The sequence below is a fragment of the Bacillus sp. N447-1 genome, assembly GCF_022701035.1.
Classification (GTDB): Bacteria; Bacillota; Bacilli; order Bacillales; family Bacillaceae_G; genus Bacillus_A; species Bacillus_A cereus.
The window spans coordinates 4,330,631-4,343,032 of record NZ_CP065509.1 but is presented as its reverse complement, the minus strand read 5'-3'; the positions used below and the strand labels follow the sequence as shown (position 1 = coordinate 4,343,032).

The window sequence follows — 12,402 nt, the reverse complement described above, 5'->3', positions numbered from 1 at the left end:
CTCTTCACCTCCTACCGCATCATAAGTGTAATATTCCCCGCAGCAATAATAATTGTAATACTTAAAAAGAACATAAATGATACGATAGCTAAGCAAGCAAATACGTAAATGATGCTTCGTCCAATAATGTCTAAGCATTGAATAATTGCTCCGCCGCCAACCGGTTGCAATACTGCTGCTGCGAATTTATAAATAAATGCGATACAGAAAATTTGAATCGCTGGAAAAGCAACAATTAAACATAAAATGACGAGCCCAATAATTCCGACTGTGTTTTTCAATAATCCTGATGCGCTAATAACAGTATCTGCCGCTTCTGTAAACATCCTTCCGACTACTGGAATGAAGTTCCCTGTTACAAATTTAGCAGTTTTCACAGCTATTCCATCAGCAACGGCTGTTGCTGTTCCTTGTACAGATAATACTCCTAAAAAAATCGTTAAGAAAATACCGATAATCCCAACGCTAACGTTTTGCAGAAGCTTGGACAATTTCGTCACTTTATATTGATCACTCATTGTACTTACAATACTTAATATCGTTGCCAGTAATAAAAGCGGTAGAACGATATAATTCATAAGAAGCCCGCTTGTATTCATTAAGAAAATGATAATCGGATGAAAGAAAGATACAGATACAACCCCGCCACCAGTCGCTATAAGCGCCAATAAAATTGGCAATAGCGCTAATATGAAATCTACCATTGTTTGTATCGTTTCTCTTGCATATGTCATAACGACATAAAAACTATTTAAAGCAAAAATAATAAGTACCATATATACAACAGCATCAGCAATTTTACTTACACTACTTTTTGAAAAAGCGGATTGCAGTGATTGCAACAATGCACTAAAGATTGTGAGCATAATGAGTGTGCCAAGCAGTTTTCCATTAGCTGCAAGCTCATGAAATAAATATTTTAATAACCCTATCATCCACTCTTTTAGAGAGAATTCTTTTTCTCCCTTTACAAACTCCATAAAACTCCCTTTTTGACTCTCTGGCAAATAGCCTCCATATTTTGTAACAAGCCCGTCCCAAAATTGCTTCACATCTTCAATTCCGAGCTTATCCAATTGTTGATCAACGACGTTTGTTTCTACAGGAGAAGCTTGTACAACAACCGGTAAAGAAAAGAAAAGGAAGCAAGCAAATAGCAGCTTAGCTCCAAACCTCCTCAACATTCACTCCCCCTTATCCCGTCGGTAAAAATCCGAGAATAGTTTCAATTACAACCGTCAAAATAGGAATTGCCATAACGAGAATTAAGATTTTCCCAGCAAGTTCAATTTTCGAAGCGATGGCACCTTGACCAGCATCTTTTGTAATTTGAGCTCCAAACTCGGCAATATAAGCAATTCCAATAATCTTTAGTAACGTTTCCACGTAGACGTTACTAACTTTCGCTTCACTCGCTACTCTCTCAATCATTTGTAAAATAGAATGAATTTGATCGATTAAAATTAGAAACATCACGCTACCTACGAACACAATAAATAAAGATGTAATACTAGATTTATGCTGGTTCAAAACAGCAGCTAAAAACGTAGCAACGAGGCCTAATCCGACAATTTGTATAATTTCGATTCGAACCGCCTCCTTTACTGGAAGAGAAAGACACTTTTAATCTTGTCGAATAGCGTATTAATTAAAAATGCAACATGAAATAAAATGACGACAAAACCGACAAGGATAACCCAATTTGCAATATCCTCACGCTTCAATTCTTTTAGTACAGTATGAATGAAAGCTAAAACAATGCCGATTCCGGCGATTTGAAATATTAATCCAACATCAATGGACATCGCCTTTCTCCCCCCTATAGCAGTAAAATTACAATTAGTAGCCCTGCTAGTACCCCTAAGCTCTTAATCATTTTTTCGTATTGCAGTTGTAAAGCTTTCGCTTCCTCTTCTTCTCTCTCCAAATGTGTAATACATAAGCGAATATGTTTTTGTTGTGATTCACGATCATGTTGCCCGAGCGTTTCACCAAATTGCTGCAGTATTTCATACTCGTTTTGTTGAAAAGCCGTCAACTTCCAATTCTCTTTCAAACTATCTATCCAAGCTTCCCTTACCGTTTGTTCTCCACTTTCTAGTTTTTTAGCGAAACTTTGAAATATCCAATTTAATGGCTTTGGCATTTGTTTAACTAATCGCTCGGCAGCCTCAGATAAAGGTGTGTGTCCATACATAATTTCTGCCTCTAATGATTGAAGTGCTGATTTTAATAACCTAAGTTGCCTCGGCCTCTCACTGTATCTTTTAGCGTACGAAAACCCGAAAAAGGTGCTGACCGCAACGATTAACACTGCACCAAATATTTTCACCATACGCCCTCAGCCTTTCTATTTGATAACACTGGTTTTCCATATTTATCTTTCACCTGCATAACCGTTCCTGGACCCCTCGCTTTTGACAACTCCACAAACCTATCAAATATACCAAGCTCTAGCACTGCCTTGAGCGATGGACGTCTCACAACATCCTCATAGGAAAATCCGTGTGCGCTTATAAAAAGCTGAACACCTGCATGCACTGCCTCCATAATTGCTTCACTATCTTCTTTACGGCCAATTTCATCTACGATCAAAATATCAGGACTCATAGAACGAATCATCATCATCATTCCTTCTGCCTTTGGACATGCGTCTAACACATCGACTCGGGTACCAAAATCATATTGCGGGATTCCTTTCACACAGCCAGCAATTTCTGAACGTTCATCAACGATCCCCACTTTACAGGAAGGAATTTCCGAAGCACTTACCCCTTGACTCATGCAACGTGCTACATCTCTTAAAAGTGTCGTTTTTCCCGTTTGGGGAGGGCCAATTACCATCGTGTTTAACCACCTTTTTTCATACAAATATGGCAAAAGCGGTTCAGCAATCCCTATTTTTTGACGAGCAATACGAATATTAAAGGAAGAGACATCACGAATCATTTTCACTGCGCTTTTTTCTGTAATGACTTTTCCTGCTAACCCGATTCTATGCCCCCCGCGAAGCGTCACATACCCACGTTTTAATTCCTCTTCCATCGTATAAATTGAGAATTGACTTAATTTATTCAATAAGTAAATAGCATCCTCTGCAGTAGTGATATAGTCATAAAAAAACACCTTTCCGTGTGCAATACACTCTAGCGGCCTTCCAATTCGAACACGAATTTCCTCTAAAGCATCGTATTGCTTACATTCTTCAATTAAGTACTTCATCGTTTTTGGTAAAACTTCTAATACCTCTTTCATCGGCTTCTCCCCACTATACTCGACTTACTATTTCAGTAATGCGATAAAAATACAGCAAATTCCAAGCGCTAGAAAAAAGAGCTTCAAGAAAGAAATTTCACTTGCTACACTCGCTATCCCAATTGTCATTGTTAAAATTAATACGGTAGGTCCAACAAACGCCAACATACCATTTATAAACAACGCTTTCTTCGCATCATTCACATAAAGCATAAGCAAAGCAGCAAATATCTCCGCACTACCTGAAAATAATCGAAGTGCCCCCATAACAAGCACGGATGTTTCCATTGCCGCTAGCCACTGTTTCATTCTTCCACCTTCTCCCGTAACAGTTACTAACTTCGTATTCTAAAAAAGAATATATTTGTACAACCATATGCAGAGGTTGTCTATTTCAGAAGTAAAAACATAATTTTTCTCTAAAGTCTGAATTAGAATCTGAATATTCATATTATTTTATGGTATATTATGGTATATTTAGTTTGAAAGGGGTTTAAACCATGCAGCACATCACTTTATTACCACTAGATTTATGCTATACAAATGTGATTTTCGAGCTATCAAGTGATCCACATATAAAAAATGCATTGGGGATAACGGTAGAAAACATCGAAGACACGAAAACATTTCTTCTTTTCGCAATAGAAGAAGAGCGTCAAAAGAAATCCTTATCGAGAATGATTGTGAATGAAGAAAATGAAATAATTGGCCTCACCACACTTAAACATATTAATAATGAAAAAAAGCAATCTCACATTGGTAGTTGGATTGGCTATCCATACTGGGGAAAAGGCTATAACGAGGCTGCTAAAAAAGAAATCTTTAAAATCGCCTTTTTAGACTTACAACTTTCCTACGTATTTGCTGGTGCTAAAACGAATAATATCCGCTCACTAAAAGCACAAGAAAAACTACCCTATATTTCATTGCATGTGGAAAACAAGTTTCCAGACGAACACGCTGCACTAGAGAAAGAAGTAAGGTCACCTTGCTCTCTGCATGTCGTGTCACGTGAAAATTTTTTAAACTGGTTGAAATTACAGAATGAGGAGGAAAAATATGAAGGCATTGAAAATTAGTTTAACCGTTGTAGTAGAATTAGCTCTTATTTATCTTTTTTCATTATTAGTCGGTTGGTCATTTATAGAGACCTTTTTCCTTGGTAGTTTAGCAATATTTGCAATTATGTGGTTAATTATTATGAGTAACCATAGAAATAACATTACAGATCACGCAATAAGCAAAACATTAACTGGCGTTGAGACTGGCGAAATAAAACCATTTAAAATTGTTTTGACTCCATCTATTATGGGTACTCTTTCACTTGTTTTAGTCAGTTTTATAGTAACAGCTATTTACTATCTACCCTATTTCCTATAAAAAAACACTCGTGAATTATCACGAGTGTTTTTTTACTATGCACGAGAAACGTATTTACCTTCACCAGTGTTGATGATAAGCATTTCGCCTTCGTTAATGAAGATTGGTACTTGTACAACAAGACCAGTTTCTAATGTAGCTGGTTTTGTTACGTTAGAAGCAGTATCACCTTTAATACCAGGCTCTGTTTCTGTAACTTGTAATTCAACTGTGTTTGGAAGTTCAACACCAAGTACTTCGCCTTGGTAAGTCATAATTGCTACTTCCATGTTTTCTTTTAGGAATTTAAGCTCGCGCTCGATTTGTTTTTCACCAAGTTCGATTTGCTCATAAGTTCCGTTATCCATAAATACGTGAGCCTCACCGCTTGCGTATAAGTATTGCATACGACGGTTTTCGATGTGTGCTTTTTCTACTTTCTCACCTGCACGGAATGTTTTCTCTTGAACAGAACCTGTGCGAAGATTACGTAGTTTAGAACGAACGAATGCAGCACCTTTACCTGGCTTTACGTGTTGGAAATCAAGTACTTGCCAAAGGGCATTGTCCACTGAAATTGTTAAACCTGTACGAAAATCGTTTACTGAAATCATGTAAAAAAATCCTCCTGTGTATTACAAAATAATAAGTTCTTTTGGTGATTTCGTAATTACTTCATTACCTTCACTTGTCACAATGATATCATCTTCAATACGTACGCCGCCAATACCTGGAATATAAATACCTGGCTCTACTGTTACAGCCATACCTGGTTCAAGTACTGTATCAGAACGGAACGCTAAACCTGGTGCTTCATGGATTTCAAGACCTATTCCATGACCAGTAGAGTGTCCAAAGTATTCACCATATCCTTTTTCCGTTATGTAGTCACGCGTTAGCGCATCAGCCTCGCGACCTGTTAAACCAGCTTTAATACCGTTCACACCACGTAGTTGTGCTTCTAAAACGATATTATAAATTTCTTTTAATTTATCAGATGGTTCACCGACTGCAATCGTACGAGTAATATCAGAACAATATCCTTTGTAATAAGCGCCGAAGTCTAATGTAACGAAATCTCCTGTTTCTATCACTTTTTCAGATGCCACGCCGTGCGGTAATGCCGAACGAAGACCTGAAGCAACGATAATATCAAACGAAGAAGATGTTGCTCCTTGTTTTCTCATGAAAAATTCAAGTTCATTTGACACTTCAATTTCAGATACTCCCGGGCGAATGAATGATAGAATATGCTCAAAGGCAGCATCTGCAATCTGTGCAGCTTCCTTTAATATCTTAATCTCTGAATCAGTCTTTATCAAGCGTAACTTTTCTACAAGTCCAGAAGTCGGGATAAATTCAGCATCAATCGCTTCCTTATGCACTGAATAAGAACTATATGTAAGAGTATCTTGCTCAAAACCAAGTTTTTGAATTCCAAGCTCTTTCACTTGCTTTGCCACTTCATCAATGATCAATCCTGCGTGCTGTACAACCTCATATCCAACCGCTTGTTTACTTGCCTGCTCGACGTAACGGAAATCTGTAATAAATTGAGCACGATCTTTTGAAATAAGAACAACGCCTGCTGTTCCTGTGAAGTTAGCCATATATCTACGACTATGTTCATTTGTTAACAAAATACCGTCAATGCCAGCCTCATCAAATGCACTTCGTAATCTTTCAATTTTCTCCATTACTTTATGCCTCCCTCAATTTCTCCATTAATGCAAATAACGCTAACTTATAGCCATAAAAACCAAATCCTACAATTTGACCTGCACAAACAGCTGCCGTCACAGATTCATGACGGAACGATTCACGCTGATGAATGTTAGAAATATGTACTTCAATAACAGGAATCGAAATGCTCGCAATGGCATCACGAATCGCATAGCTATAATGCGTAAATGCTCCCGGATTTAAAATGATCCCTTCATATATATCTTCCGCTTCATGAATAATGTCGATAATGGCACCTTCATGATTCGATTGGAAACATTCTAACTCCACTCCCATTGTTTCTGCTTCTTGCTTCATATCTGCTTCAAGTGTCGCTAGCGTGCCCTTTCCATATACATTTACCTCACGAACACCGAGGCGATTTAGGTTAGGACCGTTTACGAGGAGTAACTTTTTCATATTCTTAAAACTCCTTAATATTAAATATCTATACAATATTTTAACATAGGAGTTACTTATTTGAATAGTTCGTCTTCTCTTGCCCTTCTTGTTCTGCTTTATTGCTATTCACTGCGTAAGAAACAGAATATGCTATAAACACACCATACAATATAAAAATACATATTGTCGTCACAATTGTCTCTTTTGGTAAATGGAGCGCACTTTTAATAACAGGAGCCATTAAACCCATCCCCAAAAACAGTAGTGCCCACCAAAATAGCCCATAAATAATTCCCGCTATAATCCCTTCAAACTTCACAAAAAATGCTTTATACAAAAAGGCAATCAAAATTGAAAGAAGTCCCATACACACTATTCCGAACACATTGCCCCATACCCCCTCTTTCCAACTTCCAAACGCAAATGGTAAAAGGAAATAATTCGGTCCCGCCTCCGTGAATGAAAATATATGAAGGAAATACCAGATCCCGCCCCAAAAGATTCCACCAAACAAACCAATCTGCACAAAATTCCTTGTTCCTAATTGTTCTTGACTCACATCGACACCTCCGCTCAATAGTATGCCCGAAACTATTTTGAAGCATGTTTAAATCCTGCGAAATTTGTCTATAAAAAGAATAAGAAATGTCCGACTCTCATAACATTTTCCCTTGTCATCTACTTGTATTTGCCGATAAAATAAAGGAAACTCGGTGATTGTCTTATTTCAAAACGACAGAACCCAGTATGACAATTGCCTCTTTTTCTACATAAGAGAGAAACAAATACAGGTTGGTGTTAACATGGCAGAAGAGTCAAAACAAATATATGGCGGGCAAGCGGTCATAGAAGGAGTTATGTTTGGCGGTAGAGAATATACTGTTACAGCGGTTCGTCGTAAAGATAAATCGATTGAATTTTATCGATTACCACGCGTTCGTAATAAAGTACTATCTACCCTAAAAAAAATTCCATTTTTACGAGGGATTGCCGCTATTGTGGATGCAAGTGCGAATGGAGCAAAGCATTTAAACTTCGCTTCAGAACGATTTGACGTCCACCCAGAAGATGATGAACAAATTGCAAATAAAAAAGAAGAACAATCAAAATTAACGATGGTATTAGGAGTTGCAGCTGTTGGCGTTTTATCTTTTATATTCGGTAAAGTCATTTTCACAGCAGTTCCTGCACTATTAGCTGAATTAACGAGACCGATTTTCCCATCTCATACTGGGCAAATCATTGTCGAAAGTGTCATTAAGCTCATGCTATTATTGAGCTATATATACTTTATTTCTTTAACCCCACTTATTAAGCGGGTATTTCAGTATCACGGTGCAGAGCATAAGGTAATCAATGCTTACGAGAATAACCTTCCTCTGACTGTAGAAAACGTTCAAAAGCAAACTCGTCTCCATTATAGATGCGGCAGTAGCTTTATTATATTTACAGTCATTATTGGAATGTTCGTTTATTTCCTAGTCCCTACAGATCCTCTTTGGGCACGAGTTATAAACAGAATTTTATTAATTCCAGTTGTACTTGGTATTTCTTTTGAAGTATTGCAATTTACAAATCGATTACGAGACATTCCCGTATTACGCGTACTTGGATATCCTGGATTATGGCTACAACTATTAACAACGAAAGAACCAACAGATGATCAAGTGGAAGTAGCAATTGCATCGTTTGAAGAATTATTACGTTTAGAGAACAAACAATAATTATTTAAAAATGGTGTTCAACTCCTTTCCTCATCGTTAATATACTAATTTCAATATATGTTTTTAGGAGGTGTCCCTTATGAACGGTCGTTCGTTTACTTTCGCTATATTTGTGCTTATTATCGGATTGGCAATATTCGGCCTTGTTTCATCTGTTATTACAAATCCCATGGGTGTATTAAGAAATATCGGGTACATGTTACTTGTTGTCGGTATCTTTTACTTGCTATACAAGATGTTTACAAATTCCAGTGGTTCCGCAAATTCGCAAAGCTCATATAAGCGTGCGGCAAAACAATCGAACCGCAAACATGGGAAACAAAATGTAGCACCCCTAGGCAATTCTTTCTTTAAGTCAAATACTTCTAATGACAAAAGTAAAAAAGGGAATTCTTCCACTTTGAAACGAAAAAGAAAACAGTCTCATTTAACTGTCATTGAAGGCAAAAAAAGCAAAAAGAAAGACCGTGCTTCCTTTTAGGAAATACGGTCTTTTTTTATACTTTGAAGCACTTCTTTTAAACTTTTCTCTCTCATACTTTCAATTCGAAGATGATGATTTTCAAACGGTAAATTCCGTGTCACATCATTAGGTACCACAACGCACGTTAATCCCGCTGCAACTGCTGCTCTCAATCCATTTAATGAGTCTTCAAATACAACAGCTTCAGATGGCTTAATTCCTAATTCTTCTATTGCAACTCGATAAAGAGCTGGATCTGGTTTTACCTTCTCAACATCTTCTCTCGTTTTAATTACTTCAAAATATTCTCGAATTTGTAGCTCTTCTAAAAAATGAATAACCCATTCTCTAGAAGAACTAGAAGCTAGTGCGATTTTTAATCCCATTTCTTTCGCTTCTTCTAAATATTCTTTTACCCCGTCACGAGCTTCTGGTATTCTCATTTTCTCTTTATGTAAAGTTGCCACTTTTTCTTTTAATACACTTTTGTTAAACTTCTCTTTTAATTGATCATTTAGATATGTATAAAGTACCTCATCTGTTGTTCCAATGCATTTCGCAAATTCCTCTAAAGGTAGTTCCCCGCCGTATTCACGAACAGCATCTCTGAAAGAGTGAAACCATATCGTTTCTGTGTCCACAATTAATCCATCAAAATCAAAAATAATTGCTTTCATAATTCTCCCATCCTTTTCGAATTGAAATAAAAAAGGAAACGCCATACGTTCCCCTTAATTACTTTTCTCTTCATTTGCTCTTTGAACACCGCGAAGTGTTTCCACTCGGACTGTATCTTGTTCAAAGTATTGCACTAAATCACCAATGCGATCAATCGCTTCCCAACTTAAATGATGTTCAATTCCTTCTACATCATTGTAAATTTTACTTTCATCCACACCGATAATACGCATAAATTGCTCTAGCAAGTCATGACGATATACGAGACGTTCTCCGATTTTTTTACCTTTTGTTGTTAATACAAGCCCTCTATATTTTTCATAAATTAGATATTCATCTTTGTCTAATTTTTGCACCATTTTTGTTACAGAGGATGGATGTACACTAAGCGCTTCAGCAATATCAGATACGCGGGCGTAACCCTTTTCATCAATCAACAAATAAATTTGTTCAATATAATCTTCCATACTAGGGGTAGGCATCGGTTTCCTCCATCCAAGTTCATTTTGCTTATTCCGTACGAAGCAATCAATAAAATGATACACCAGAAAGAATAACGTGACAAGTTGAAAACGAGCCTAAATATATAAAACAAAAAAGAATCTGTATTTGCATACAGACCCCCCTTAAGTAAAATATTGTATTTCTGCATTAGGAAAAAATTCATTTATATAACCTCTTATCGTTTCTTCCAATACTGCTGCATCATCCTTTTTATATACATATTTTCCGATGCCATATCGTCCCCATTTATACTTCCGCTTCTCTTCATCCATTTCAAGCTTCGTATTTGGATAACGCTCTTGAATAACCTTTTTCGCTGGTTTCGTAAAACGATGCTGAATTAATTCAAACGTTAAATTTGGTATCGTCATATCTTTCAGCGCATTGTACAGTCGCTCAAATAGTTCACGATATCCTTCTTCCCATCCTTCATGCATATAAAGTGGCGCGACTATAAAACCAAGTGGATAACCTGCACCTGCTACTTTACGTGCCGCCTCAATTCGCTCCTCAAATGGCGATGTCCCTGGTTCAAAATTTTTAATTACATATCGTGAATTTATACTAAATCTGAAACGAGTTTTCCCATTATGCTTTGCATCTAATAAATGATCAACGTGCGAATATTTCGTGACGAAACGTAAGCGCCCATATTCACTTTCTCCAATGAATTCAATCGCCCGCTTTAATGCATGTGTTAAATGATCAATCCCAACAATGTCTGATGTACACGCTGCTTCAAATCTTGTTATTTCAGGTGCCCTTTCATCCATATATTGCTTTGCCTTCTCAAATATTTCATCAAGATTGACATACACACGAACGTAAGGCTTACTCCCAAGTGTTGTTTGCAAATAGCAATAATGACAATGTCCCATACACCCTGTTGCGAGCGGAATTGCATATTCAGCTGACGGTTTTGACGTATCAAACTTTAGCGTCTTCCTTACTCCAACGACAAGTGTAGCCTTTGCATTACGATACTTTTGCAAATCATTTTCTCCTGGCAAATTTCTAATTTGATTATGTGATGTCGTTTCACGAATTTCTAATCCCATCTTCGTAAACTTCTCATAAAGCTCTTTTCCAAGCGGATATTCAAGTGCCTTTGGTTCAAAGTAAACGAGTTTTGGCATAAATGGTTTCATGTGCTTCCCTCCCTCTCGTTAGTATGGGAAACGTTGAAAAATTAACACGCATTAAAGTTTTCCACTTCAGTAACTTGCGTTGCAAGTTACTGAATGTTATAATTTGGATAACAGCTACCTTGCAACGCAAGTTACCTGAGTAAAAGGTGGTGAAATCATGCACAGCCAAATGTTAAAAGGTGTATTAGAAGGTTGCATCCTATACATCATTTCACAAGAAGAAGTGTACGGATATGAACTGAGCACAAAATTAAATAAACACGGATTTACATTCGTAAGCGAAGGAAGCATCTATCCGTTATTATTACGTATGCAAAAAGAAAAATTGATCGAAGGCACATTAAAAGCTTCCTCACTCGGTCCAAAGCGAAAATATTATCACATAACCGATAAAGGATTAGAGCAGCTTGAAGAATTTAAACAAAGCTGGGGAATGGTTTCAACTACGGTAAATAACTTATTACAGAGGAGTGATAGGGATGAATGCACAAGACATGATTGAATTGAATAATAAAAAACGTGAGCTTCTAACACCTGAAAATGAAGTTGCTTATAGCGATATGTTAGTTTATCTTCGTTTATCTAACGTGCCAGAGCAACAAATGGAAGAACTGTTACTAGAAATATTAGATCACCTCATCGAAGCACAAGCAGAAAATAAAAACGCTTATGACATCTTTGGAGATAATTTACAATCTTATTGCGATGAACTTATATCAGCTTTACCAACTCAAACAAAGTTAGAAAAAGCCTCTTTAATTGGATTTTCTATTAGCTTACTTCTTGCTATACAGTTTGGCATAAATGCAATTATTTCATTTTTTATGTTTTTCTTTGAAAAAAACAATACATTATCAAGTCCGCCTTTTAGCATCCTTGGAACTACTTTGTCTGTTTCAATAATTATACTAGGTATACTATTTATTTTATATTTATTAAAGCGTTACTCCTTTAATCAGAAAATGAATTGAAAAGAAGAATTCTATTTGGATTCGCATTTGCTACTCCATTTTGTTCCGCTGTATTCTTAAATATTTATTTCCAAAAGCAACCTTATCTCATTTATCATCTAAACTTTTGGCAAAATGCTTTAATTGCTATCTTATTTTTATTTTATATAAATTACTATATAAAAATCAAATTTTTA

At 36.6% G+C, this 12,402-nt stretch carries 18 protein-coding genes and 1 pseudogene; 6 read left to right on the top strand and 13 right to left on the bottom strand.

The annotated features are described in order from the left end of the window. Window positions 1-11 precede the first annotated feature (11 nt). The 6 genes from spoIIIAE to IQ781_RS22135 are packed head-to-tail and all read right to left on the bottom strand — an operon-like array spanning window position 12 to window position 3,564. Window positions 12-1,184 (bottom strand): stage III sporulation protein AE, encoded by a 1,173-nt coding sequence (gene spoIIIAE, locus IQ781_RS22160; protein ID WP_000946110.1) that lies wholly within the window; start codon window positions 1,182-1,184, stop codon window positions 12-14. Between the two features lie 10 nt (window positions 1,185-1,194). Next, window positions 1,195-1,578 carry a stage III sporulation protein AD gene (spoIIIAD, locus tag IQ781_RS22155; protein ID WP_077393170.1) on the bottom strand — a complete coding sequence of 128 codons (384 nt, stop codon included), beginning with the start codon at window positions 1,576-1,578 and terminating at the stop codon, window positions 1,195-1,197. Between the two features lie 23 nt (window positions 1,579-1,601). Next, window positions 1,602-1,805, bottom strand: a complete 204-nt coding sequence (gene spoIIIAC / locus IQ781_RS22150) for a stage III sporulation protein AC (protein WP_000020914.1) — start codon at window positions 1,803-1,805, stop codon at window positions 1,602-1,604. 14 nt (window positions 1,806-1,819) lie between these two features. Continuing rightward, window positions 1,820-2,335: a stage III sporulation protein SpoIIIAB gene (gene spoIIIAB / locus IQ781_RS22145; RefSeq protein WP_139846703.1), complete on the bottom strand. Its 516-nt coding sequence runs from the start codon at window positions 2,333-2,335 to the stop codon at window positions 1,820-1,822. Then, window positions 2,329-3,255, bottom strand: a complete 927-nt coding sequence (gene spoIIIAA / locus IQ781_RS22140; RefSeq protein ID WP_000665905.1) for a stage III sporulation protein AA — start codon at window positions 3,253-3,255, stop codon at window positions 2,329-2,331. Before spoIIIAA ends, spoIIIAB begins: the two co-directional genes overlap by 7 nt. Window positions 3,256-3,282: 27 nt before the next feature. Then, window positions 3,283-3,564: a YqhV family protein gene (locus IQ781_RS22135; RefSeq protein ID WP_000816050.1), complete on the bottom strand. Its 282-nt coding sequence runs from the start codon at window positions 3,562-3,564 to the stop codon at window positions 3,283-3,285. 191 nt (window positions 3,565-3,755) lie between these two features. On the opposite strand from IQ781_RS22135, the gene IQ781_RS22130 reads away from it, so the two are divergent. After that, the gene (locus IQ781_RS22130) at window positions 3,756-4,334 is read left to right on the top strand and encodes a GNAT family N-acetyltransferase (protein ID WP_001163837.1); all 579 of its coding nucleotides are present in this window, start codon (window positions 3,756-3,758) and stop codon (window positions 4,332-4,334) included. Next, window positions 4,315-4,635: a hypothetical protein gene (locus IQ781_RS22125; protein ID WP_000645569.1), complete on the top strand. Its 321-nt coding sequence runs from the start codon at window positions 4,315-4,317 to the stop codon at window positions 4,633-4,635. The genes IQ781_RS22130 and IQ781_RS22125 overlap by 20 nt, the downstream gene beginning before the upstream one ends. 35 nt (window positions 4,636-4,670) lie before the next feature. Here IQ781_RS22125 and efp read toward each other — a convergent pair whose 3' ends face one another. The 4 genes from efp to IQ781_RS22105 are packed head-to-tail and all read right to left on the bottom strand — an operon-like array spanning window position 4,671 to window position 7,297. Next, window positions 4,671-5,228 carry an elongation factor P gene (gene efp / locus IQ781_RS22120; protein WP_000626516.1) on the bottom strand — a complete coding sequence of 186 codons (558 nt, stop codon included), beginning with the start codon at window positions 5,226-5,228 and terminating at the stop codon, window positions 4,671-4,673. A gap of 21 nt (window positions 5,229-5,249) precedes the next feature. Further along, entirely contained in the window at window positions 5,250-6,311 is a 1,062-nt protein-coding gene (pepQ, locus tag IQ781_RS22115; RefSeq protein ID WP_000411040.1) for a Xaa-Pro dipeptidase, read from the bottom strand. Window positions 6,312-6,315: 4 nt separating this feature from the next. Further along, window positions 6,316-6,756, bottom strand: a complete 441-nt coding sequence (aroQ, locus tag IQ781_RS22110; protein ID WP_000735140.1) for a type II 3-dehydroquinate dehydratase — start codon at window positions 6,754-6,756, stop codon at window positions 6,316-6,318. 52 nt (window positions 6,757-6,808) lie between these two features. Beyond that, entirely contained in the window at window positions 6,809-7,297 is a 489-nt protein-coding gene (locus tag IQ781_RS22105) for a YqhR family membrane protein (protein WP_139846702.1), read from the bottom strand. 244 nt (window positions 7,298-7,541) lie between these two features. Between IQ781_RS22105 and IQ781_RS22100 the strand changes: the two genes are divergently transcribed. Both IQ781_RS22100 and IQ781_RS22095 read left to right on the top strand, forming a co-directional pair. After that, window positions 7,542-8,462 carry a DUF1385 domain-containing protein gene (locus IQ781_RS22100; RefSeq protein ID WP_000807121.1) on the top strand — a complete coding sequence of 307 codons (921 nt, stop codon included), beginning with the start codon at window positions 7,542-7,544 and terminating at the stop codon, window positions 8,460-8,462. A gap of 79 nt (window positions 8,463-8,541) precedes the next feature. Beyond that, window positions 8,542-8,943 carry an SA1362 family protein gene (locus IQ781_RS22095; RefSeq protein ID WP_001014463.1) on the top strand — a complete coding sequence of 134 codons (402 nt, stop codon included), beginning with the start codon at window positions 8,542-8,544 and terminating at the stop codon, window positions 8,941-8,943. Here IQ781_RS22095 and IQ781_RS22090 read toward each other — a convergent pair. The 3 genes from IQ781_RS22090 to splB form a co-directional block, all read right to left on the bottom strand. Further along, entirely contained in the window at window positions 8,940-9,602 is a 663-nt protein-coding gene (locus IQ781_RS22090; RefSeq protein WP_025687934.1) for an HAD family hydrolase, read from the bottom strand. The genes IQ781_RS22095 and IQ781_RS22090 overlap by 4 nt on opposite strands. A 54-nt stretch (window positions 9,603-9,656) precedes the next feature. Next, on the bottom strand, window positions 9,657-10,085 hold the full coding sequence (mntR, locus tag IQ781_RS22085) for a transcriptional regulator MntR (protein ID WP_001143085.1): 429 nt from the start codon (window positions 10,083-10,085) through the stop codon (window positions 9,657-9,659). Window positions 10,086-10,229: 144 nt separating this feature from the next. Further along, window positions 10,230-11,255: a spore photoproduct lyase gene (gene splB, locus IQ781_RS22080; RefSeq protein WP_000802107.1), complete on the bottom strand. Its 1,026-nt coding sequence runs from the start codon at window positions 11,253-11,255 to the stop codon at window positions 10,230-10,232. A gap of 157 nt (window positions 11,256-11,412) precedes the next feature. Here splB and IQ781_RS22075 point away from each other — a divergent pair, with 157 nt between their 5' ends. Both IQ781_RS22075 and IQ781_RS22070 read left to right on the top strand, forming a co-directional pair. Continuing rightward, window positions 11,413-11,757: a PadR family transcriptional regulator gene (locus tag IQ781_RS22075; protein ID WP_139846700.1), complete on the top strand. Its 345-nt coding sequence runs from the start codon at window positions 11,413-11,415 to the stop codon at window positions 11,755-11,757. Next, window positions 11,735-12,401 (top strand): annotated as a pseudogene (locus IQ781_RS22070) (DUF1129 family protein); the annotation flags it as partial. The gene IQ781_RS22075 and the pseudogene IQ781_RS22070, both read left to right, overlap by 23 nt. Window position 12,402 lies beyond the last annotated feature (1 nt).

Coding starts and splice junctions, on each gene's coding strand:
- spoIIIAE (WP_000946110.1), bottom strand. CDS start 1,184: ATGTTGAGGAGGTTTGGAGCTAAGCTGCTATTTGCTTGCTTCCTTTTC.
- spoIIIAC (WP_000020914.1), bottom strand. CDS start 1,805: ATGTCCATTGATGTTGGATTAATATTTCAAATCGCCGGAATCGGCATT.
- spoIIIAB (WP_139846703.1), bottom strand. CDS start 2,335: ATGGTGAAAATATTTGGTGCAGTGTTAATCGTTGCGGTCAGCACCTTT.
- spoIIIAA (WP_000665905.1), bottom strand. CDS start 3,255: ATGAAAGAGGTATTAGAAGTTTTACCAAAAACGATGAAGTACTTAATT.
- IQ781_RS22135 (WP_000816050.1), bottom strand. CDS start 3,564: ATGAAACAGTGGCTAGCGGCAATGGAAACATCCGTGCTTGTTATGGGG.
- IQ781_RS22130 (WP_001163837.1), top strand. CDS start 3,756: ATGCAGCACATCACTTTATTACCACTAGATTTATGCTATACAAATGTG.
- IQ781_RS22125 (WP_000645569.1), top strand. CDS start 4,315: ATGAAGGCATTGAAAATTAGTTTAACCGTTGTAGTAGAATTAGCTCTT.
- efp (WP_000626516.1), bottom strand. CDS start 5,228: ATGATTTCAGTAAACGATTTTCGTACAGGTTTAACAATTTCAGTGGAC.
- pepQ (WP_000411040.1), bottom strand. CDS start 6,311: ATGGAGAAAATTGAAAGATTACGAAGTGCATTTGATGAGGCTGGCATT.
- aroQ (WP_000735140.1), bottom strand. CDS start 6,756: ATGAAAAAGTTACTCCTCGTAAACGGTCCTAACCTAAATCGCCTCGGT.
- IQ781_RS22100 (WP_000807121.1), top strand. CDS start 7,542: ATGGCAGAAGAGTCAAAACAAATATATGGCGGGCAAGCGGTCATAGAA.
- IQ781_RS22095 (WP_001014463.1), top strand. CDS start 8,542: ATGAACGGTCGTTCGTTTACTTTCGCTATATTTGTGCTTATTATCGGA.
- IQ781_RS22090 (WP_025687934.1), bottom strand. CDS start 9,602: ATGAAAGCAATTATTTTTGATTTTGATGGATTAATTGTGGACACAGAA.
- mntR (WP_001143085.1), bottom strand. CDS start 10,085: ATGCCTACCCCTAGTATGGAAGATTATATTGAACAAATTTATTTGTTG.
- splB (WP_000802107.1), bottom strand. CDS start 11,255: ATGAAACCATTTATGCCAAAACTCGTTTACTTTGAACCAAAGGCACTT.
- IQ781_RS22075 (WP_139846700.1), top strand. CDS start 11,413: ATGCACAGCCAAATGTTAAAAGGTGTATTAGAAGGTTGCATCCTATAC.